At 62.6% G+C, this 19,392-nt stretch carries 16 protein-coding genes and 2 pseudogenes; 14 read left to right on the plus strand and 4 right to left on the minus strand.

Annotation, left to right across the window (positions count from 1 at the left end; all coding sequences use genetic code 11):
* Positions 1 to 25 precede the first annotated feature (25 nt).
* From ACGJAX_RS21100 to ACGJAX_RS21140, 9 genes and pseudogenes are all read left to right on the plus strand, one after another.
* The gene (locus ACGJAX_RS21100; protein ID WP_390955998.1) at positions 26 to 1,216 is read left to right on the plus strand and encodes an aminotransferase class I/II-fold pyridoxal phosphate-dependent enzyme; all 1,191 of its coding nucleotides are present in this window, start codon (positions 26 to 28) and stop codon (positions 1,214 to 1,216) included.
* Positions 1,209 to 2,624, plus strand: coding sequence for an aldehyde dehydrogenase family protein (locus ACGJAX_RS21105; protein ID WP_390955999.1), 1,416 nt, complete (start codon positions 1,209 to 1,211; stop codon positions 2,622 to 2,624). The genes ACGJAX_RS21100 and ACGJAX_RS21105 overlap by 8 nt, the downstream gene beginning before the upstream one ends.
* A 98-nt stretch (positions 2,625 to 2,722) precedes the next feature.
* Positions 2,723 to 4,324, plus strand: coding sequence for an ABC transporter substrate-binding protein (locus ACGJAX_RS21110; RefSeq protein ID WP_390956000.1), 1,602 nt, complete (start codon positions 2,723 to 2,725; stop codon positions 4,322 to 4,324).
* Between the two features lie 160 nt (positions 4,325 to 4,484).
* On the plus strand, positions 4,485 to 5,444 hold the full coding sequence (locus tag ACGJAX_RS21115; protein ID WP_390956002.1) for an ABC transporter permease subunit: 960 nt from the start codon (positions 4,485 to 4,487) through the stop codon (positions 5,442 to 5,444).
* A gap of 3 nt (positions 5,445 to 5,447) precedes the next feature.
* Complete coding sequence (locus tag ACGJAX_RS21120; protein ID WP_247255645.1) at positions 5,448 to 6,275, plus strand: ABC transporter permease; 828 nt, start codon at positions 5,448 to 5,450, stop codon at positions 6,273 to 6,275.
* Between the two features lie 2 nt (positions 6,276 to 6,277).
* Positions 6,278 to 7,924, plus strand: coding sequence for a nickel ABC transporter ATP-binding protein NikE (locus ACGJAX_RS21125; protein ID WP_390956003.1), 1,647 nt, complete (start codon positions 6,278 to 6,280; stop codon positions 7,922 to 7,924).
* 9 nt (positions 7,925 to 7,933) lie between these two features.
* Entirely contained in the window at positions 7,934 to 8,638 is a 705-nt protein-coding gene (locus tag ACGJAX_RS21130; protein WP_390956004.1) for an NAD(P)H-dependent oxidoreductase, read from the plus strand.
* A gap of 123 nt (positions 8,639 to 8,761) precedes the next feature.
* A pseudogene (locus ACGJAX_RS21135) lies at positions 8,762 to 8,848 on the plus strand (2Fe-2S ferredoxin); the annotation flags it as partial.
* Positions 8,849 to 8,933: 85 nt separating this feature from the next.
* Positions 8,934 to 9,386, plus strand: a complete 453-nt coding sequence (locus ACGJAX_RS21140) for a YMGG-like glycine zipper-containing protein (protein WP_248914965.1) — start codon at positions 8,934 to 8,936, stop codon at positions 9,384 to 9,386.
* 170 nt (positions 9,387 to 9,556) lie between these two features.
* On the opposite strand, the gene ACGJAX_RS21145 is transcribed toward ACGJAX_RS21140, so the two are convergent.
* From ACGJAX_RS21145 to ACGJAX_RS21155, 3 genes are read right to left on the minus strand one after another with little or no spacing between them, the layout of a single operon-like run.
* Positions 9,557 to 10,588, minus strand: a complete 1,032-nt coding sequence (locus ACGJAX_RS21145) for a DUF2955 domain-containing protein (protein ID WP_390956005.1) — start codon at positions 10,586 to 10,588, stop codon at positions 9,557 to 9,559.
* Positions 10,578 to 11,699 (minus strand): HlyD family secretion protein, encoded by a 1,122-nt coding sequence (locus ACGJAX_RS21150; RefSeq protein WP_090321950.1) that lies wholly within the window; start codon positions 11,697 to 11,699, stop codon positions 10,578 to 10,580. Before ACGJAX_RS21150 ends, ACGJAX_RS21145 begins: the two co-directional genes overlap by 11 nt.
* Complete coding sequence (locus ACGJAX_RS21155) at positions 11,696 to 13,249, minus strand: efflux transporter outer membrane subunit (RefSeq protein ID WP_390956007.1); 1,554 nt, start codon at positions 13,247 to 13,249, stop codon at positions 11,696 to 11,698. The genes ACGJAX_RS21150 and ACGJAX_RS21155 overlap by 4 nt, the downstream gene beginning before the upstream one ends.
* Before the next feature lie 238 nt (positions 13,250 to 13,487).
* Here ACGJAX_RS21155 and ACGJAX_RS21160 point away from each other — a divergent pair, with 238 nt between their 5' ends.
* The 5 genes from ACGJAX_RS21160 (at position 13,488) to ACGJAX_RS21180 (ending at position 18,886) form a co-directional block, all read left to right on the plus strand.
* The gene (locus ACGJAX_RS21160) at positions 13,488 to 15,491 is read left to right on the plus strand and encodes an aminotransferase class I/II-fold pyridoxal phosphate-dependent enzyme (protein WP_390956008.1); all 2,004 of its coding nucleotides are present in this window, start codon (positions 13,488 to 13,490) and stop codon (positions 15,489 to 15,491) included.
* A 24-nt stretch (positions 15,492 to 15,515) separates the two neighbouring features.
* On the plus strand, positions 15,516 to 16,304 hold the full coding sequence (locus ACGJAX_RS21165; RefSeq protein ID WP_247255637.1) for a transporter substrate-binding domain-containing protein: 789 nt from the start codon (positions 15,516 to 15,518) through the stop codon (positions 16,302 to 16,304).
* 160 nt (positions 16,305 to 16,464) lie between these two features.
* Positions 16,465 to 17,178, plus strand: a complete 714-nt coding sequence (locus tag ACGJAX_RS21170; RefSeq protein WP_090321938.1) for an ABC transporter permease — start codon at positions 16,465 to 16,467, stop codon at positions 17,176 to 17,178.
* Between the two features lie 5 nt (positions 17,179 to 17,183).
* The gene (locus tag ACGJAX_RS21175) at positions 17,184 to 17,882 is read left to right on the plus strand and encodes an ABC transporter permease subunit (protein WP_090327325.1); all 699 of its coding nucleotides are present in this window, start codon (positions 17,184 to 17,186) and stop codon (positions 17,880 to 17,882) included.
* Entirely contained in the window at positions 17,882 to 18,886 is a 1,005-nt protein-coding gene (locus tag ACGJAX_RS21180) for an EamA family transporter (protein WP_390956009.1), read from the plus strand. Before ACGJAX_RS21175 ends, ACGJAX_RS21180 begins: the two co-directional genes overlap by 1 nt.
* Here ACGJAX_RS21180 and ACGJAX_RS21185 read toward each other — a convergent pair.
* A pseudogene (locus tag ACGJAX_RS21185) lies at positions 18,842 to 19,381 on the minus strand (TetR/AcrR family transcriptional regulator); the annotation flags it as partial. The gene ACGJAX_RS21180 and the pseudogene ACGJAX_RS21185 overlap by 45 nt on opposite strands.
* Positions 19,382 to 19,392 lie beyond the last annotated feature (11 nt).

Raw genomic sequence — 19,392 nt, forward strand, 5'->3', positions numbered from 1 at the left:
AACCTTTACTGGAGGGAATAGGGCCATGCGCTTTTCCGATCTGACTCAACGCATCGCCGGTGACGGCGCCGCCGCCTGGGATATTCACTACCGCGCGCTGGCCATGCTGGAGCAAGGCAAGGACATCTTGTTGCTGTCGGTTGGCGACCCCGATTTCGACACGCCGCAACCCATCGTCCAGGGCGCCATCGACAGCCTGTTGTCCGGCAACACCCACTACGCGGAGGTGCGCGGCAAGCGTGCCCTGCGTGAAGCCATCGCCAAACGCCACGGGCAACGCAGCGGGCAGTCGGTGTCGGCGGATGAGGTCACGGTGCTGGCCGGGGCGCAGTGCGCACTGTTCAGCGTCGCTCAGTGCGTGCTCAACCCCGGCGATGAAGTGATCGTCGCCGAGCCGATGTACGTCACCTACGAAGCCGTGTTCGGTGCTTGCGGGGCCAAGGTCGTGCCGGTGCCGGTGCGTTCGGAAAACGGCTTTCGCGTACTGCCCGAAGACGTCGCCGCCCGCATCACGCCTCGGACCCGTGCCCTGGCGCTGAACAGCCCGCACAACCCGTCGGGCGCGAGCCTGCCGCGCAGCACCTGGGTAGCCTTGGCGGAACTGTGCATCGCCCACGATCTGTGGCTGATTTCCGATGAGGTCTACAGCGAGCTGCTGTTTGACGGCGAACACGTCAGCCCGGCGAGTCTGCCGGGCATGGCCGAGCGCACCGCGACCCTCAACAGCCTGTCGAAATCCCATGCCATGACCGGTTGGCGCGTGGGTTGGGTGGTGGCGCCGCTGTCTCTGTCTGCGCACCTGGAAAACCTGGCGCTGTGCATGCTCTACGGCTCGCCGGACTTTATCCAGGACGCCGCCGTGGTGGCACTGGAGAGCCAGTTACCGGAACTGGAAGCCATGCGCGAAGCCTATCGGCAGCGCCGTGATCTGGTGTGCGAAAGCCTGGCCGATTGCCCCGGCGTGCGTGCGCTGAAGCCCGATGGCGGCATGTTCGTGATGGTCGATATCCGCGAAACCGGCCTCAGCGCCCAGGCATTCGCCGACCGCCTGCTCGATCGCCACGGCGTATCGGTGCTGGCCGGCGAAGCCTTTGGCCCGAGCGCCGCCGGACACATTCGCCTCGGGCTGGTGGTGGGGGCGGCGCCGTTGCGCGATGCCTGCCAGCGCATCGCCCGTTGTGCCCAGGAACTGATGGAGGCTCAGGTTCATGCTTGATCACAAGGCACTGTTTATTGATGGACGCTGGCAAATCCCGTCGGGGCAGGGCATCGCCGAGGTGATCAACCCGGCCACCGAAGAAGTCGCCGGCCGTGTGCCCTTGGGTGATGAGCGCGATGTCGACAACGCTGTCGCCGCTGCCCGTCGGGCCTTCGGGCCATGGTCGCGGACGCCGTCCAGTGTGCGTGCCGGTTACATCCGGGCGCTGGCCGAACAGTTGCGCACCCGCGCCGATGAAATGGCCGCCGTGATCACCGCTGAACTGGGGATGCCGGTGCAGTGGAGCCGTTCGGTGCAGGTGGACGGGCCGATCATTGGCCTGGAGCAGTACATCGATCTCGCCGGCTTGATGGACGAGGTGCGTGAAGTCGGCAACTCGCTGGTGATCCGCGAAGCGGTTGGCGTCTGTGCGTTCATCAACCCGTGGAATTACCCCCTGCACCAGTTGATCGGCAAGCTCGCGCCGGCCTTGGCCGCCGGTTGCACGGTGGTGGTTAAGCCGAGCCAGGAAACGCCGCTGCACGCGTTTCTGCTGGCGCAGATGATCGAGGATATCGGTCTGCCGGCCGGGGTGTTCAACCTGGTCAGCGGGCCGGGCGCCAAGGTCGGCGAAGCCCTGTCCAGGCACCCGGACGTCGACATGGTGTCGTTCACCGGTTCCACCGGCGCGGGTGTGCGCGTTGCCCAGGCAGCAGCGCCATCGGTGAAGCGGGTGTGCCTGGAGCTGGGTGGCAAGTCACCGTTGCTGATCGCCGAGGATGCGGATCTCGCGGCAGCGGTGCGTTATGGCGTACAGGACGTGATGATCAACTCCGGGCAGACCTGCACTGCGCTGACACGCATGTTGCTGCCGGCCAGCCGTTATGCCGAAGCGCTCGAACTGGCCATGGCCGAGACCCTGAGCCTGCGCATGGGCGATCCGCTCGATCCGCAGAGCTTCCTCGGCCCGATGTGTTCGGCGGCGCAGCGTCGCACCGTTGAGGAGTACATCCGTCTCGGTCAGTCCGAAGGCGCGCGGTTGCTCTGCGGGTGGGATTCGGCGCCGGACTTCGAGCGCGGTTATTACGTCCGCCCGACGCTGTTTGCCGATGTCGATAACCGTATGCGCATTGCCCAGGAAGAAATCTTTGGCCCGGTGCTGTGCCTGATTCCGTACGCGGATGAGGCACAGGCGATCCAGATCGCCAATGACTCGCCGTTCGGCCTGTCCAGCGGCGTCTGGGCCGGCAGCCGCGAGCGCGCCTTGCAACTGGGGCGGCAACTGCGGGCGGGCCAATGCTTCCTCAATGGCGCGGCCTTCAACTATCAGGCGCCGTTCGGCGGCTACAAGCAATCCGGCAACGGACGGGAGTGGGGGGAAGAGGGGCTTAACGAATTCGTCGAAGTGAAGGCGATCCAGGTGTGACGGTAAAGGATTCAAAGGGTGTTTGCACCGGGCCATGGCCCGGTGTTTCGCGTGGTTTTGAACGGGTATTTCCTTAGCTTTCAATCAGAGGCAATGCAATGAGCGATAACAAAAACAAGATTACTCAAGCGAACCATGAATTCAGCTTTGCGCGTCGCGACTTTCTCAAGTACAGCGCGACTGCCGCGGCGGTTGCCGGCGCGTACTCCATGGGCCTGCCATTCGGCGCCATGGCGGCAGAGGCGACGCCCAAGCCAGGTGGCGTGCTGCGCCTGGGCCTGGCCGGTGCCAGCACCACCGACTCGAAAGACCCTGGTTCCTGGGTCGATACCTTTACCTTCGTCGGGTTCTCGGCGATCTATAACACCCTGACCGAAATTGCCGTCGACGGCTCGGCGATCCCCGAACTGGCTGAAAGCTGGACCTCGACCCCGGACGCCCGGGTCTGGACCTTCAAATTGCGCCAGGGCGTGACCTTCCACAACGGCAAGACCCTGACTGCCGACGATGTGGTCGCCTCGATCCAGCATCACCTCGGGGACAAATCCAGCTCGGCGGCCAAGACCGTATTGGGCGATGTGGCCAAGGTAAGCGCCAACGGCAGCGACAGCGTGGTGTTCGAGTTGCATTCGGGCAACGCCGACTTCACCTATGTGGTCGCCGATTACCATCTGGTGATCATGCCGAGCAAGGACGGCGTGCCGGACTGGCAGGCCGGTGTCGGCACCGGCGGTTATCGCCTGAAGAACTTCGAACCGGGTGTGCGCATGACCCTGGAACGCAACCCGGATTACTGGAAAGCGGGGCGGGCGCACTTCGCCAGCGCCGAACTGATCGCCATTGGCGACGGCGCCGCGCGAATCAACGCGTTGGTCACCGGGCAAGTGGACGTGATCAACAAGGTCGACCTGAAAACCGTGGCCCTGCTCAAGCGCAATCCGAACCTGGTCATCGAAGAAACCAAGGGCGCGCAGCACTACACCTTCCCGATGCTCACCGACAGTCCGCTGTTCCAGAACAATGACGTGCGTATGGCGATGAAGCACGCAATCAACCGTGAAACCCTGCTGGCCTCGGTGCTGTACGGCTATGGCCTGGTGGGCAATGATCACCCGATCCAGCCCGGCAGCCGCTTCATCAACACGGCACTGGAACAACGCAGCTACGATCCGGACAAGTCGCGTTTCTACCTGAAAAAGGCCGGCATGGATTCGCTCAAGGTGCGCCTGCAAGCCTCGGACGCAGCGTACACCGGCGCCGTCGACGCCTCGGTGCTGTTCAAGGAGCAAGCCCGCGCAGCCGGGATCGACATAGACGTGGTACGCGAGCCGGCCGATGGCTTCTTCACCAACGTGTGGATGAAGCAACCTTTCACCACGTCGTTCTGGTACAGCAGCCTGACCGCCGACCGCATGTTCAGCATCGGTTACGCCAAGGGCGCGGCATGGAACGAAACCCATTGGGACAACCCGCGCTTCAATCAACTGCTCAACGCTGCCCGTGGCGAGATGAACGACCCGCTGCGCCGCGAGATGTACAACGAAATGCAGTCGCTGTGCCGGGATGACGGCGGGGCAATCGTGCCGCTGTTCGCCAGTTCCGTGGCGGCGCGCTCCAACAGGGTCGCGCACGGTGGGCAGACTGCGCCCTATGGCGAGCTGGATGGGCTGCGGGTAATCGAGCGCTGGTGGCAGGCGTAAGCGTTCGGCAAAGATGAAGAACCCCTGTAGGAGCGAGCCCTGCTCGCGAGAAAGGTCAAGGCAACGCGGATACTCAGACTGTCCGCGTCATCGTTGACGTCTATCGCGAGCAGGCTCGCTCCTACAGTTGGAAATGGTGGTCTTCGTAAGGAACTGCGCGGTGAATAGTATTTTCAGGTTGCTACTTCAGCGTTTGGCATTGGGGCTGTTATCGCTGTTTGCGGTATCAGTGATCATTTTTCTCGCGGTCGGCATGCTCCCGGGTGATATCGCCCAGGCCATGCTCGGCCAATCCGCCACCCCGGAAACCGTGGCGGCGTTCCGTGCGCAACTGGGGCTGGACATGCCGCCACTGACCCGCTTCGGGCACTGGATCTGGAACCTGTTGCAAGGCGATCTTGGTGTCTCCCTGGCCAACCAGCGACCCATCGCTGAATTGGTGGGTGCGCGACTGGGCAACACCTTCAGCCTGGCGTTGTTGGCGGCCATGGTGTCGGTGCCGTTGGCGTTGCTGTTGGGGATGCTCGCGGCGTTGTACCGCAACAGCTGGTTCGACCGTTTGCTCAACACCTCGGCGCTGAGTGCGGTGTCGTTTCCCGAGTTCTTCGTCGCCTACATCCTGATCCTGGTGTTCGCGGTGAAGCTCAACTGGTTCCCGAGCATTTCCAATCTCGCGCCGGATGCGTCCCTTGGCACGATTCTGGAGCGCTCGGTGCTGCCCGTGGCGACCCTGAGCCTGGTGGTGATCGCGCAAATGATGCGCATGACCCACGCCTCGCTGATCAACCTGCTGGCCAGCCCCTACATCGAAATGGCCCGGCTCAAGGGCATCAGCCAGTCGCGGATCATCTTTCGCCATGCCTTGCCCAATGCCCTGGCACCGATCGTCAACGTGGTGGCGCTGAACCTGGCGTACCTGGTGGTGGGCGTGGTGGTGGTCGAAGTGGTGTTTGTCTATCCCGGCCTCGGCCAGTTGCTGGTGGACTCCGTGGCCAAACGCGATATCCCGGTGGTGCAGGCCTGCAGCCTGATCTTCGCGGCGACCTACATCCTGCTCAATACCAGCGCCGATGTGCTGTCGATTGCCAGCAACCCACGCCTGATGCATCCAAAGGGGTAGACCATGAGCTTGCTTAAACAAATGCTCCGGGCGCCGCTAAGTGCCAAGTTCGGATTGCTGGTGATCGTTGTGTACATCCTGGTGGCGCTGTTCGCCCCGGTACTGGCGCCCTTCGGCGAAACCCAGGTGGTGGGCGAGGGCTTCGCGCCGTGGGGCGGGCCGTTTCTGTTGGGCACCGATAACCTGGGGCGCGACATGTTCAGCCGCCTGGTCTACGGCGCGCGCAATACCCTGGGCATTGCCTTCCTCACCACGGTGCTGGCGTTCCTGCTCGGTGGCTTGAGCGGCCTGGTCGCGGCGATCAAGGGCGGTGCGATCGATCAGGGGCTGTCGCGGGTGGTGGACATCCTGATGGCGATTCCGCAGTTGATCTTTGCCTTGCTGATTCTCAGTGTGGTCGGCACCACGGCGACCTCGTTGGTGCTGGTGATCGCGCTGCTGGATGCGACCCGGGTGTTTCGTCTGTCCCGGGCGGTGGCAATGAACGTCGTGGTCCAGGACTTCGTTGAAGCGGCACGCCTGCGGGGTGAAGGACTGTGGTGGCTGGTGACCCGCGAAGTGTTGCCGAACGCGGCGGCACCGTTGATTGCCGAGTTCGGCCTGCGGTTCTGCTTTGTGTTTTTGTTCATCAGTGCGCTGTCATTCCTCGGCCTGGGTATTCAACCGCCCACCGCTGACTGGGGCAGCATGGTGCGCGACAACGCTGTACTGATTACCTTTGGCGACATCAGCCCGTTGCTGCCTGCCCTGGCCGTGGCATTGATCACGGTCAGCGTCAACTTCGTCGTCGACTGGATGCTGCATCAATCCAGCGGCCTCAAGGAATGCTGAACATGACGACCTCCAAACCTTTGCTGGAAATCCGCAACCTGCATATCGAAGGTCACTACGAAGACGCCTGGCATCCGCTGATCAAGGGCATTGACCTGACCCTTCAGCGCGGCGAAGTGCTGGGGCTGATCGGTGAGTCGGGAGCGGGCAAGTCGACCCTCGGCCTGTCAGCCATGGGCTACACCCGTGACGGCTGCAAGATCACCGGTGGTTCGGTGCATTTCGACGGCATCGATCTGCTCAAGGCCAAACCCGAAGCCCTGCGCAAGTTGCGCGGCTTGCGCATCGCCTACGTCGCACAAAGCGCGGCCGCTTCGTTCAACCCGGCCCATCGACTGATCGACCAGCATGTCGAAACGGCGGTGAAAAATGGCGGCATGAGCCGCTCACAGGCCATGGCTGAAGCCGTGGAACTGTACCGCGTGCTACGCCTGCCCAATCCCGAACAGATCGGCCAGCGTTATCCGCACCAGGTCTCCGGCGGTCAGTTGCAGCGGGTGATGACGGCGATGGCCATGGCTTGCCATCCCGACCTGATCATCTTCGACGAGCCGACCACCGCGCTGGACGTCACCACCCAGATCGAAGTGTTGGCGGCGATTCGCGATGCGGTGAAAACCTACGGCAGCGCGGCCATCTACATCAGCCACGACCTGGCGGTGGTGGCGCAGATGGCCGACCGCATCATGGTGCTGCGCCACGGCAAGCGTGTGGAAGAGGCCGAGACCCGCAAGATGCTCGGCGATCCGCAGCAGGACTACACCAAGTCGTTGTGGGCGGTACGCAGTTTCCGCACCGAGCCCAAGGCGCTTCCGCAACAGGAACAGCCGCTGCTGGAACTGCGCAACAGCTGCGCCAGTTACGGTCGTCAGCCGGTGCTGCACGACGTTTCGCTGAAGCTGTACCGTGGCCAGACCCTGGCGGTCATCGGCGAATCCGGCAGCGGCAAAAGCTCCACCGCGCGACTGATCACCGGTCTGCTGCCGCCGACCTCGGGCCAGGTGCTGTATGACGGCCAGCCATTGCCGGCGGACTTTCGCCAGCGCAGCAAGGAGCAGCTGCGGCGCGTCCAGATGATTTATCAGATTCCCGACACGGCGCTGAACCCACGCCAGCGCATCGTCGATATCATCGGGCGGCCGCTGACCTTTTACCTGGGGCTCAAGGGCAAGGCCATGCGTGCGCGGGTGGCCGAGTTGCTGGAGATGATCGAGCTCGACCCAGCCACCTTCATGGAGCGTCAGCCCCGGGAACTGTCCGGTGGACAAAAACAACGGATCTGCATCGCCCGGGCACTGGCGGCCGACCCGCAGTTGATTATCTGCGACGAAGTCACCTCGGCACTGGATCAACTGGTGGCCGAAGGCGTGCTCAAACTGCTCAATCGTATTCAGCAACAGCTGGGCGTGGCCTACCTGTTCATCACCCACGACGTTGCGACCGTGCGTGCGATTGCCGATGAAGTGCTGGTGATGCAACGGGGCAGGGTGGTCGACCACGGCTCACGCAGCAAGATTTTCACCCCGCCGCACCAGGATTACACCGGACTGCTGTTTTCGTCCGAACCGCAAATGGACCCCGACTGGCTCGACCGCTTGCTGGCCAGCCGCGCACTCCCGAATTCAAACCCTACGCTGGAAAAAGTCTAAGGAATCACCATGAAAGTACTGATCGTCCACGCTCATCCAGAGCCACAATCCTTCACCGCGGCTTTACGCGATCAAGCGGTCGCGACCCTTGAAGCCCAGGGCCATGAAGTGCAGGTCAGCGACCTGTACAAAATGAACTGGAACCCGGTGGCCAGCGCCGATGACTTCTCCTCGCGGGAAAACCCCGAGTATCTGGTGTACGCCCTGGAGCAACGCCTGGGGGTGAAAAGCCAGTCGCTGGCGGCGGACATCCAGGCCGAACTGGACAAACTGCTGTGGGCCGACCTGCTGATCCTCAACTTCCCGATCTTCTGGTTCTCCACCCCGGCGATCCTCAAGGGCTGGATCGACCGGGTGCTGGTGTCCGGCATCTGCTATGGCGGCAAACGCTTTTATGACCAAGGTGGCCTGGCCGGTAAAAAGGCATTGGTCACCGTCACTTTGGGTGGCCGCGAACACATGTTCGGCGAAGACGCGATTCATGGTCCGTTGCAGGACATGCTGCGGCCGATCCTGCGCGGGACCCTGGCTTACGTTGGTTTTGATGTGCTGGAACCGTTCGTGGCGTGGCATGTGCCGTACATCAGCGATGAGGCGCGTGGACAATTTCTGGTGGATTATGCGCAGCGGTTGCAGCATCTGAGTGATGATCAGCCACTCGTGTTTCCAAAGCTCTCGCAGTTCAATGAACAGCTGTATCCGCAGCCCAAATGACACCACAAGACCTTTAGGAGCTGGCTTGCCAGCGAACGGGCCGGCACATTCGACATCGAAATTGCCTGGCCTGACGCCATCGCGGGCAAGCCACACACACAAGGGGATTGGGTGCCTAACCAGAACAGTGCGATGTTTCGCTTCGAAGACGGGCACTGCATCGACGGGCCTTGCAAGGGCGCACAGCTGGAGGCGGTGCCGGTGCGTTGAGTCGGAAATTGTCTGGTCATGGAGGTTGGCCAGGAGGGCTGATCTACACTCTCTTTGGGCCACTCGCGCCCATCCGGAGGACATCATGAACAGATTGTCGCCCATTGGCCTGTGCGTCGTATTGTCGGTTTTCAGTGCCCAGGGTTGGGCACAAACGGTCGTACCGATGAAGGGCCAGAGTTCGCAACAGACCCAACTCGACATCAATGAATGCAACAGCATCGCCGCCAGTAGTACATCGACGACCTCGACGCCTTCCGGTGGACGGGTCAAGGGCGCGGCTGTGGGGGCTGCCGCCGGCGCCACGGCGGCGCAGGTGCGCGGGAATCAGCATGACGAGATCTATGATCGCGTCGATGACAACACCAAGCAGGATTACCGGCAAGACCGCGCCAAACAGACCGCTGCGGCCGGTGCCGTGGTCGGTGGTTCGCGCCAGCGTCAGGAGCGGCGTGCCCAGGAGAAAACCAACGCCTCGACCACTTCCACCGCTTATACGAGCTGCCTGCAGGGCAAGGGGTATCAGGTTAATCCCTGAGCAGGTGTAGACCGGCCTTATGGCAAGGGTGTTTGTGGGACCACCGCCTCGCTGGGACGCGAAGTGGCCCTACGATGCATGAAAAGAAGGGCCTGCTGCGCAGTCCAGCGGGAGCAAGCTCCCTCGCCACAAGGTCAGTTCAACTCACAAGATCAGTGCAGGGCACAAGTTCAGTGCAGGCTCGCACTGATTTTTGTGGCCGGTCGCTTATCCAGCCAATGCACCATCAAACACGCATACAGCGTCACCGCGATAAACAGCCCCATGCGAATCGCGAACGCGGTGTAGACGTCCTTTCCCAGCAGGCTGTCCTGAACCGACTGCCCCAACAGGATAATCAGTGTGATCAGGGTATTGAGCCAGAAGCCCGGACTTAGCCGGCCCGGGCTCAGGCCATAGAGCTTGCGCGCAAGGATCAGGGCAAACAGCAGCATCCACAAAAAGAACATCCACAGATGCACAAACACGCTCAGTGCACTCCAGAACAGGATCGCCAGCAGACCACCGAGCAACGTCGAGCCAACCAGCTCGCGCGCGGCGTCGCGGGTGTTGGTGCTGGAACTCTGCTGGCCGAGGCTGACGGCTTTGAGGACGATCGGCAGGTAGCTGGCGGGATCGATCAGCGCCAGCAGGAAGGTCGGAATCACGATCAGGGTGGCCCTTAGCGCGACCCGGTCGACGTCGGCCTCCGGCAGCGGGACGGCGGGCGGCGGCGCCGGGGCATTGTCCGGTTCGGGGAACAGCCAGTGGCTGAAGGCACCGATCGTCACGGCCAGCAGCAAGCCACTGATCAGCGCCTTGATGACCATTGCTGCCAGACCGAAATCGACGACCCCGGCCGAGGGAATCATGGTCAGGCCGATCACCAGAAAGGTCACCACCAGATTGTTGCCGCCCCGTTGGCCATATCGAAAGACCATCAGCAGGCTGATGCCAATCAACAGCACGCCGCTGAAGGCGTAGTAGCGCAACACCGGGATCAACAGCAGGCCAATGCCGGTGGTCAGCATCGCGGTCACCGCCAGCACCAGGGCGGCCTTGAACGGTAACGGACGATTGAGGCTGAACAGCAGCAAGGCACCGAGCACCGGCGCGAGGAACGGGATCGGCAGCGCCAGGCCGAAACTTGCGGCCAGGCACAGTGCGGTGCCGCTGGCCAGGCGCAACGCGCGCTGGACCCGCGGCGGGCGTTTAGTAGGCATAGGACAGCCAGCTCATCAGCCACAAAAACATCCTTCCCAGGGGATTGAGGACATTGCCCTCGGACGGGAAGGCCATGACCTCGGCCTGGCCGCCGGCACGAATGGCACGGTTGTCCTTGAGCATGGTCAAGGCGTCCGGCGAGAACTCGATGATCACCGGAAAACGCTGGGCCGGACGCAGCCAGTCGCGGCTGTTCTGCACCGTGGGCAGACTGCCGGGAGCGGTCGGCTGCCCGACGCTGACCCCATAACCGATACTGCGCACGCGCCCGGCAAACACTTCGCCGGGCAACGCATCCAGTGCGATCAACACCGGGCTGTCGGGACGCATCAGGCCGAGGTTGTTCTCGGTCATGTCGGCACTGATCCAGACGTCGTGGATCGCAATCAGGGTCATCACCGGGTTCCCGGCCGCGGCGAACTGGCCGACGTCGGTGCGCAAGTCGGTGATCAAACCGGCCGAGCGTGCATGGACCTGGGTGTTGGACAGATCCAGTTCGGCTTTCGACAGAGCGGTGGCGGCGCTGCGCAGCAGGGCGTTGGACTCCTCGTTGCCGCCTTCCTGCTCGCGGGCGCGCTGCACTTCGGCGCGGGCGGCGGCGACCTGGCTGACGGCCTGTTCGCGGTTGGCGCGGGACACTTCCAGCAGGCGCACGGAAATGGTTCCGGGGTCCTCGCGATACAAACCTTCCAGTCGTTGATTGTCCTGCCTCGCCTTGAGTTCGTTGGCCTGCGCGGCGCGCAAGTTGGCTTGGGCCGAAGCGATGCCGGCGGTGCTGGCGCCGACTTGTCGACGGGTGGATTCGAGATCCGCCCGGGCCCGGTCGACCGCGATCTGGTAGGGCTGCGGGTCGATCTCGAAAATTACGTCGCCCGCCTTGACGTCCTGGTTGTTGCGCACGTTGACGCGGATCACCCGGCCGGAGACTTCCGCCGCCACTGGAATCACAAAGGCACCGACCCGTGCCTGCTGGGTATAGGGGGTGAATCGGTCAGCCAGCAGGTACCAGGCCAGGCTCACGACAATCAGCAGCAACACCCATTTCACGCCTTTTTTCGTCGGGTCGGCGGCGGGTTCCGCTGGCGGCGGGGTGGAGGCGGCTTCACTCATGGTTTATTACCTGGTTGGGCAAGGGGGGAGGCGGGCTGCGCGGCCGGGGGGTCGTTCAGCAGGTCGCCCCAGTCGGTGCGTTGTTCCATCTGTCGGCGCGTGGCCGCGTCGACCCTGGGCTGGGCGCTGTACCAGCCGCCGCCCATGGCCTTGTACAGGGCAATCACATTACTCACCGCATCGCCTCGACTGAGCAGGTAACTGTCCTGCAGTTCCAGCAAGGCACGCTGGGCATCCAGCACCCGCTGGAAATCCGAATAGCCTTCGCGGTACAGGATGACGGCCAGCTCCAGCGAGCGTTTAGCCGCGCCTTCGGCCTCGCGCAGGATGCGTTCGCGCTGCAAGGCATGGGTCAAGCCGTTGGCGGCGTCATCGGCTTCGCGTGCCGCCTGGCGCACCTTGTCGCGGTAGGCCTCGATCAATTGCTGCAGGCGCGCATCCTGGACCCGCACGTTGTTGCTGATGCGGCCGTGGTCGAACACGTTCCAGCGCAGGCTGGGCCCTCCGACCAGATCGAGACTGCGTGATGTGCCGCTCAAGGTGTCGGTTGACCAGACGATGCTGCCCAGCAAAGACAGCGACGGGTAGAAATCGCTTTCGGCCACGCCAATCAATGCGGACTGCGCGGCGACATTCAGTTCGGCGGCGCGTACGTCGGGGCGGCGTAACAGCAGATTGGCCGGCACGTCCTGCAATACGGCTCGGTCCACCAACGGAATCAACCCGGTGCTCTCGACCACCTGCGGCAGTGCACCGGGTGGTCGCCCGATCAGCACGGTCAGGGCATTGCGGGTGCTCGATAACTGGTCTGCCAGGACAGGGAGGGTGCTCAAGGTGGCGAGGTATTGGGTCTTGGCCCCCTGCAGGTCGAGTTCGGCGGTCTGGCCGCTGTTGAACAGCCTTTCGGTGATCTCGTAGTTGCGTAGCTGCTGCCGGGCGTTGTCCTTGGCCACGCGCAAGCGCGCTTCGGTGGTGCGCAGGGCAAAGTAGGTATCTGCCACTTGCGCCCGCAGCAGCACGAGGCCGTCTTCATAATTGGCCTCGGCGGCGAAGTAACTGGCGTCGGAAGACTCGATGGCCCGGCTGAAACGGCCCCAGAAATCCAGTTCCCAGCCGACGTCGAACCCCGCGCTGTGCTGCCAGAACTGGCTGTCGACCGGGTTAGTGCCACCGGATTGATGACGGTCGACGTACACGCTGTCGGCGGCGACCTGTTGCAACTGCGGGTAGCGGCCACTCTGGGCGATGCCTAACTGCGCGCGAGCCTCCATCACCCGCAGGCCGGCGATCTTCAGGCTGGAATTGTGCGCATCGGCTTCGGCGATCAACTGGTCGAGCACCGGGTCGGCGAAGACTTGCCACCACTGGCGGATGTCCGGTTGCAGGGTGCGTTGGCTGGCGTGCCCGATCGCGGGGGTGTTCCAGTGATCGACCCAAGCCTCGCCGGGCGGTTGAAAGTCCGGTCCCACCCGCACGCAACCGCCGAGGACGAGCACACCGCACAGCCATAGCCGTGCGGATCGCGTCAGCGGGGAAGCACTTGATTGCATTGGCTGTTTTCCGACCGGAGAACTTCACAGGAGCATAGTCGCCCGGCGGTCTTCTGCATGCCCGGATTGGCCGGTACGCAAAAACGCCGCGACTGTCGTAAAAACGACCTGTTTACGCTGAACGCGAACCTTCTCCAGTATTCTGTTGAACGAGTGTTCAGCTTGGGCTATGTTCCTTGCACCTTCTCTCCCGGCTGGTTGCGGGCTTGCGTTTCTTCATTTCGAACGAGGCACTGGCATGCGGTTTTCACCCTTTGTTGAGCGGATCTCAGGTCAAGGCGTTGCTGCCTGGGATATTCACAATGCGGCGTTTGAGGCACGGCGTCGCGGCGAGGACGTGATCATCCTCAGCGTCGGCGACCCGGATTTTCCCACCCCTGATTTCATCACCGACGCCGCCATCCAGGCGCTGCGCGAAGGTGATACCCACTACACCGAAATTGCCGGTCGCCTGGCCTTGCGCGAGGCCATCGCCGCGCGCTACGGCAAGCTGTTCGACCGAGAGCTGCAAGCGTCAAACGTGATTGCCCTGGCCGGTGCGCAGAATGCGCTGTTCGTCGCGTCGATGTGCCTGCTCAGCGCCGGTGACGAGGTGATTGCCCTCGATCCGATGTACGTGACCTACGAGGCCACCCTCAAGGCCTCCGGCGCCACGCTGGTACGTGTGCCCTGTGCGGCGGGCGATGATTTCCGCCTCGACGCGGCGGTGCTGGCCAAGGCCATTACACCGCGCACCAAGGCGATTTTCTTTTCCAATCCGAACAATCCCACCGGCGTGGTGCTCAACCGCGAAGAGTTGCAAGCCATCGCCGACCTGGCCATCGCCCATGATCTGTGGGTCGTGGTGGATGAGGTCTATGAAAGCCTGGCGTTCGAGCGCGAACACCTGAGCCTGGCCGCCTTGCCGGGCATGGCCGAGCGGTGCGTGGTGATCGGCAGCCTGTCGAAGTCCCATGCCATGACCGGCTGGCGCATTGGCTGGATCGTTGCAGACCCTTCGCTGGTGGCGCATGCCGAAACCCTGGTGTTGAGCATGCTCTACGGCTTGCCGGGGTTTGTCATGGAAGCCGCGCTCAAGGCCGTACAGGCCCACGACGAAGTGACCCACGGCATGCGCGACATTTATCGCCGTCGTCGCGATCTGGTGGTGGCGGGTTTATCGGATTGCCCGGGGATCGAAGTGCTCAAACCCGACGCCGGCATGTTCGTCTTGCTGGATGTACGCGCCACCGGCCTAACGTCGCTGGAGTTCGCCTGGCGCCTGTTGCGCGAGGCGCGGGTATCGGTGCTGGATGCGGCGGCCTTCGGCGAGCCGGCACAAGGTTTTGTGCGGTTGTCCTTCACCCTCGGTGAAGAGCGCCTGGCCGAAGCCTGCCAGCGAATTCGTGATTTCGTCCTGGTGCTAAAAGGTGAGGCACCACGTCCGATCATCAGCCGCGAGACGCCTTCAGCGGTGGTCGAACCGGTCGCCGGCCGCACCATGATCCAGGTCGAACAGCTGCACAAACGCTTCGGTAATATCGAGGTGCTCAAGGGCGTCTCCCTGACAGCACGCGAGGGCGAGGTGATCTCCCTGATCGGCGCCAGCGGCTCGGGTAAAAGTACCTTGCTGCGCTGCATCAACATGCTCGAAGTACCGGACCAGGGGCGGATTCTGGTGGACGGCGAAAGCATTCACCTGAACCACACACGGCCCGGCGCGCCATTGGTGTCCGATGCCAAACAGCTTGTTCGCATCCGCTCAAGCCTGGGCATGGTGTTCCAGAACTTCAACCTCTGGCCCCATCGCACGGTGCTGGAAAACCTGATCGAAGCGCCGACCCAGGTCCTGCGTGAAAGCCGTGCCGAGGCCACTGAACGGGCCGAAGCCTTGCTTGAACGCGTAGGGCTGGCGGCCAAGCGCAACGAGTACCCGGCGTTTCTTTCCGGGGGACAGCAACAACGGGTGGCCATCGCCCGGGCCCTGGCCATGCGGCCCAAGGTCATGCTGTTCGATGAACCCACCTCGGCACTCGACCCGGAACTGGTCGGGGAAGTGCTGCGGGTGATCCGCTCTCTCGCCGAAGAAGGCCGGACCATGATCCTGGTGACCCATGAAATGGCCTTTGCACGCGATGTCTCTTCCAAAGTCGCCTTTCTGCATCAAGGACTGATCGAGGAAACCGGTTCGCCGGACGAAGTGTTCGTACACCCACGCAGCGAGCGCTGCCGACAATTCGTCAACGCTCATCAAACTCGCTAACACATAAAAAGACGGGAATACATCATGGGAAATCGACGTTTTGCACACTGGTTGACCGGCGCGGCCTGCGTATTGCTGGCGGGCATGAGCGCGGCCCAAGCGCAGCCCATCAGGTTCGCGGTCGCCGCCGAACCCTATCCGCCGTACACCGAGAAGCAGGCCAACGGTGAGTGGAAGGGCTTCGAAGTCGACCTGATCCACAAGCTGTGCAGCGAAATGAAAGCGCAATGCGAGATCAAGGAAGTGGCGTGGGACGGGATCATTCCGTCGCTGCTGGCGAAGAAGATCGACGTGATTTTCTCTTCGATGTCGGTGACCGAGGAGCGGGAAAAACAGATCGCCTTCAGCAAGGCCTATTACGACTCGGTTGTCGCGTTGGTCGGGCCGAAGGGCACTGCCGTGACCAAATACCCGGATGACCTCAAGGGCAAGACCATTGGCGTGCAGAACTCGACGGTCAGCGCCAGCTACCTGAAGACCTACTACGAAAAAATTGCCGATGTTAAGTATTACGACACCCAGGACTCGGCCAACGCCGACCTGATCGCCGGACGTATCGACCTGATGATGGCCGACGGCACGGCGATGGCGTCCTTCGTCAAGACCCCGGATGCCGTTGCCAGCAATCTGGCCTACCTCGGCGCGGTGCCTTACGACCCGATCTTCGGCAAGGGTGTAGGCGCCGGTCTGCGCAAGGACGACACCGAACTGAAGGCCAAACTCGATACGGCGATCAAGACCCTGCTGGCGAGCAAGGACTACGACGACCTCTCCCAAAGTTACTTCGGTACCAGTGTGAAACCGACGTTCTGACGGCAGCACCCAACTCCTGAAGGAGCGAGCTTGCTCGCGATGAACGCAAGAGTGACGCGGTTCGTCAGTTAAACCGCGTCATCGTCAACGTTTTTCGCGAGCAGGCTCGCTCCCACAGGGATCACGTCAGTTGGTTGATGTCTGCTAACCGGAGAGTGAAATGCCAGCAATGTTCGATTTGATCAATTTCACCGAACAGGGATGGGGCGGGGCGCTGCTCAAGGGACTCTGGATGACCCTGCAGATTTCGGCGGGGGCGTTTGTGGTCGGGCTGGCCATCGGCCTGGTCGTGGCCTGTATCAAGTTGGGCGCGCCAAAACCGATTGCGGCCGTCGCCCGTGGCTATACCACACTGTTCCGGGCGGTGCCGGAGCTGTTACTGATTCTGCTCCTGTACTACGTCGGTTCCATGTTGCTCAACTCGCTGATGGCCCGCCTCGGATACGACGCAGTCAACCTGAGCGGTCCGCTGGCGGCGATCCTGGTGTTGGGGCTGGTGCAGGGCGCTTACGCCTCGGAGATTTTCCGGGCGGCCATCCAGGCGATTCCCTATGGCCAGATCGAATCGGCGAAGGCTTTCGGTCTGCACGGCTTCGGGCTGTTCCGCCGCGTCACGCTGCCGATCATGGCGCCGTATGCGATGGCCGGGATGGCCAACCTGTGGATCAACCTGATCAAGGACAGCGCGCTGATCAGCGTGGTCGGCACCAACGAATTGCTCTACACCGCCAAGCAAGGCGCGGGTTCGACGCGTCACTATCTGTTGTTCTACCTGACGGCCGCCGCGTTGTATTACGCAGTGACGCTGTTGTCCAACTACCTGTCGGGACGGCTCGAGCGACGCATTCGTCGCTGGATGCCATTGGCTGAGTGAATGACATGATTCCAGCGTGGACAATTGAATACGCGGCGCTGTTGGGCCGGGGGCTGCAAACGACCATCACCATCCTGCTGGTTTCCAGCGTGTGCGGTTACGCGCTGGCGGTGCTGGTGGCGCTGGCGCGGATCTCGAAGAACAAGGTGATCGCCAAGGTCAGCCTGTTCTATACCAGCGTGACGCGCGGCACACCGTTGTTGATCCAGATCTACATCTTCTACTACGGCCTCGGCAGCCTGTTTGCGCAGTTTCCGCTGATCCGTGGCAGTTTTCTCTGGCCGTACCTGCGCGATGGGTACTGGTACATCGTGTTCGCCTTGGTGGTGTCGGTGGGCGCCTATGTGGGTGAAGTGATCCGTGGTGGCCTGCTGGCGGTGCCCAAGGGTGAGATGGAAGCCGCTTCGGCGTTTGGCATGACCCCGCGTCAGTCCTTGTTGCGGGTGCGCTTGCCAAGGGCGTTGCGCCTGCTGCTGCCGACCCTGGCCGGGGAAACCGTGATGCTGCTCAAGTCCACGGCACTGGCCTCGACCATTGCGGTGATCGACTTGCTGGGCGCGGCCAACGTGGTTCGGGCGCAGACCTTGCAGGTCTATGAGCCGCTGTTGCTGGTGGCTGGCGTGTATGTCTGCCTGACGTTCCTGATCGAGGCGCTGTTTGCCTTTGCCGAACGGCGCGGGACGCCCGTGCGCAGGTCCGCCTAATGAGTTCGCCACGGGTTGACCGTTCGCTGCAGGGCATTGGCCTGTGCACCTTGGGCTACGCGTTCCTGGCGTTGCAGGACGCGGTCATCAAGTGGCTGGTGGCTGATTACTCGGTGGTGACCATTCTGTTCTGGCGCGCCCTGGTGGTGGTCGCCGTCGTATTCGCAGCGGGACGCACGCGTCTGATCCAGCGGGCCTGGTCCTCACCGAGCCGACGCTTGCTGGTGGTGCGCGGCCTGTTGTCGATCGTGGCCTGGCTGCTGTATTACACGGCGGCCCGGGACCTGACCCTGGCGGAAATGACCACCCTGTATTTTTCCGCGCCGATCATGGTCACGGTGCTGGCAGCGTTGATTCTCAAGGAGCAAGCCAGCGGCTGGCAGTGGTTCAGCCTGATCGTCGGTTTTGCCGGCGTGATCATTGCCTGCCGCCCGGACAACATGACCGAACCACTGCCGGTTGTGCTGACGCTGCTGGCCGCGATGTGCTGGGCCTTCACTTATATCCAGTTGCGCCAGGTGGATGACCAGACCTCGGTGCTGGAGCAAATGCTGATCACCAACGTGGTGTTCGTGCTCTGCATGGTCGTGGCGTTGCCATGGACCTACAGCCCGACGCCGACACCGGCCTGGCTGGGCATGGTCGGGGCAGGGCTGGTGGGCGGCATGGGACAGTTCCTGCTGTTCGCCAGTTTCCGCCACGCCACGGCGACCTTGCTCGCACCGTTCGAATACACCGGACTGATCTGGGCGTTTGCCCTGTCGAGTCTGATCTGGGGCACGCTGATGGATGGGTCGTTAATGATCGGAGCCGGGCTGATCGCCGTCAGTGGGACCCTGGCGATGATTTTCGGCCGGCATCCGTCACAGGACGTCGTCGGTGCTGAATGCTCCGTGACGCAACCCCTTTATCCAGCAACGACAGATATGGAGGCCGTTGGCGGCGCTGAAGGTCTCGGGATTCAGGCACCACTCGAGCCAGAGTCCGTCGAGCATCGCCGATAGGCCGATGGCAGCCAGGCGCGTGTCGTGAATCCTGAAGCCTTCGCTGTCGGCCATGTCGTCGAGCAACTGGCGGAGCAGATCAATGTAGGCACCGTAAGTTTTGACGTGGGACTGGCTGACGTGTTCGGAGTGCCGGATCAGGCTCCAGAACACCACCCAGACGCCCAATAGTTCCGGGTCCATGACCCTGGGTGAAAACGAGCCGACGAGGAACGCATCCATCTTTTGCGCGGGTGTGCCGGCCTGTTCGATTTCCTGGAGCAGTGCCGTGGTGAGTTCGCTCGCGAGTTTCTGATAGGTGTCGGCGATCAGGGCATCGATGCTGCCGAAATGATGATTGAGCAGGCCGACGGAGACCCCGGCCTCGGTGGCGATGCGCCGTACCGAAATCCCGGCATGACCGTCGCGGCCCAGGCAGCGCAGGGTGGCGGCCACCAACAGTTCGCGACGCTCGTCAGGCTCGGCGCGGCGGTTTTTCGGGGCGGTGGTTGTCACAGAAGATTCCT

Origin of the sequence: Pseudomonas moorei, assembly GCF_042846945.1 — a bacterium.
In the GTDB taxonomy this organism is placed as follows: domain Bacteria; phylum Pseudomonadota; class Gammaproteobacteria; order Pseudomonadales; family Pseudomonadaceae; genus Aquipseudomonas; species Aquipseudomonas moorei.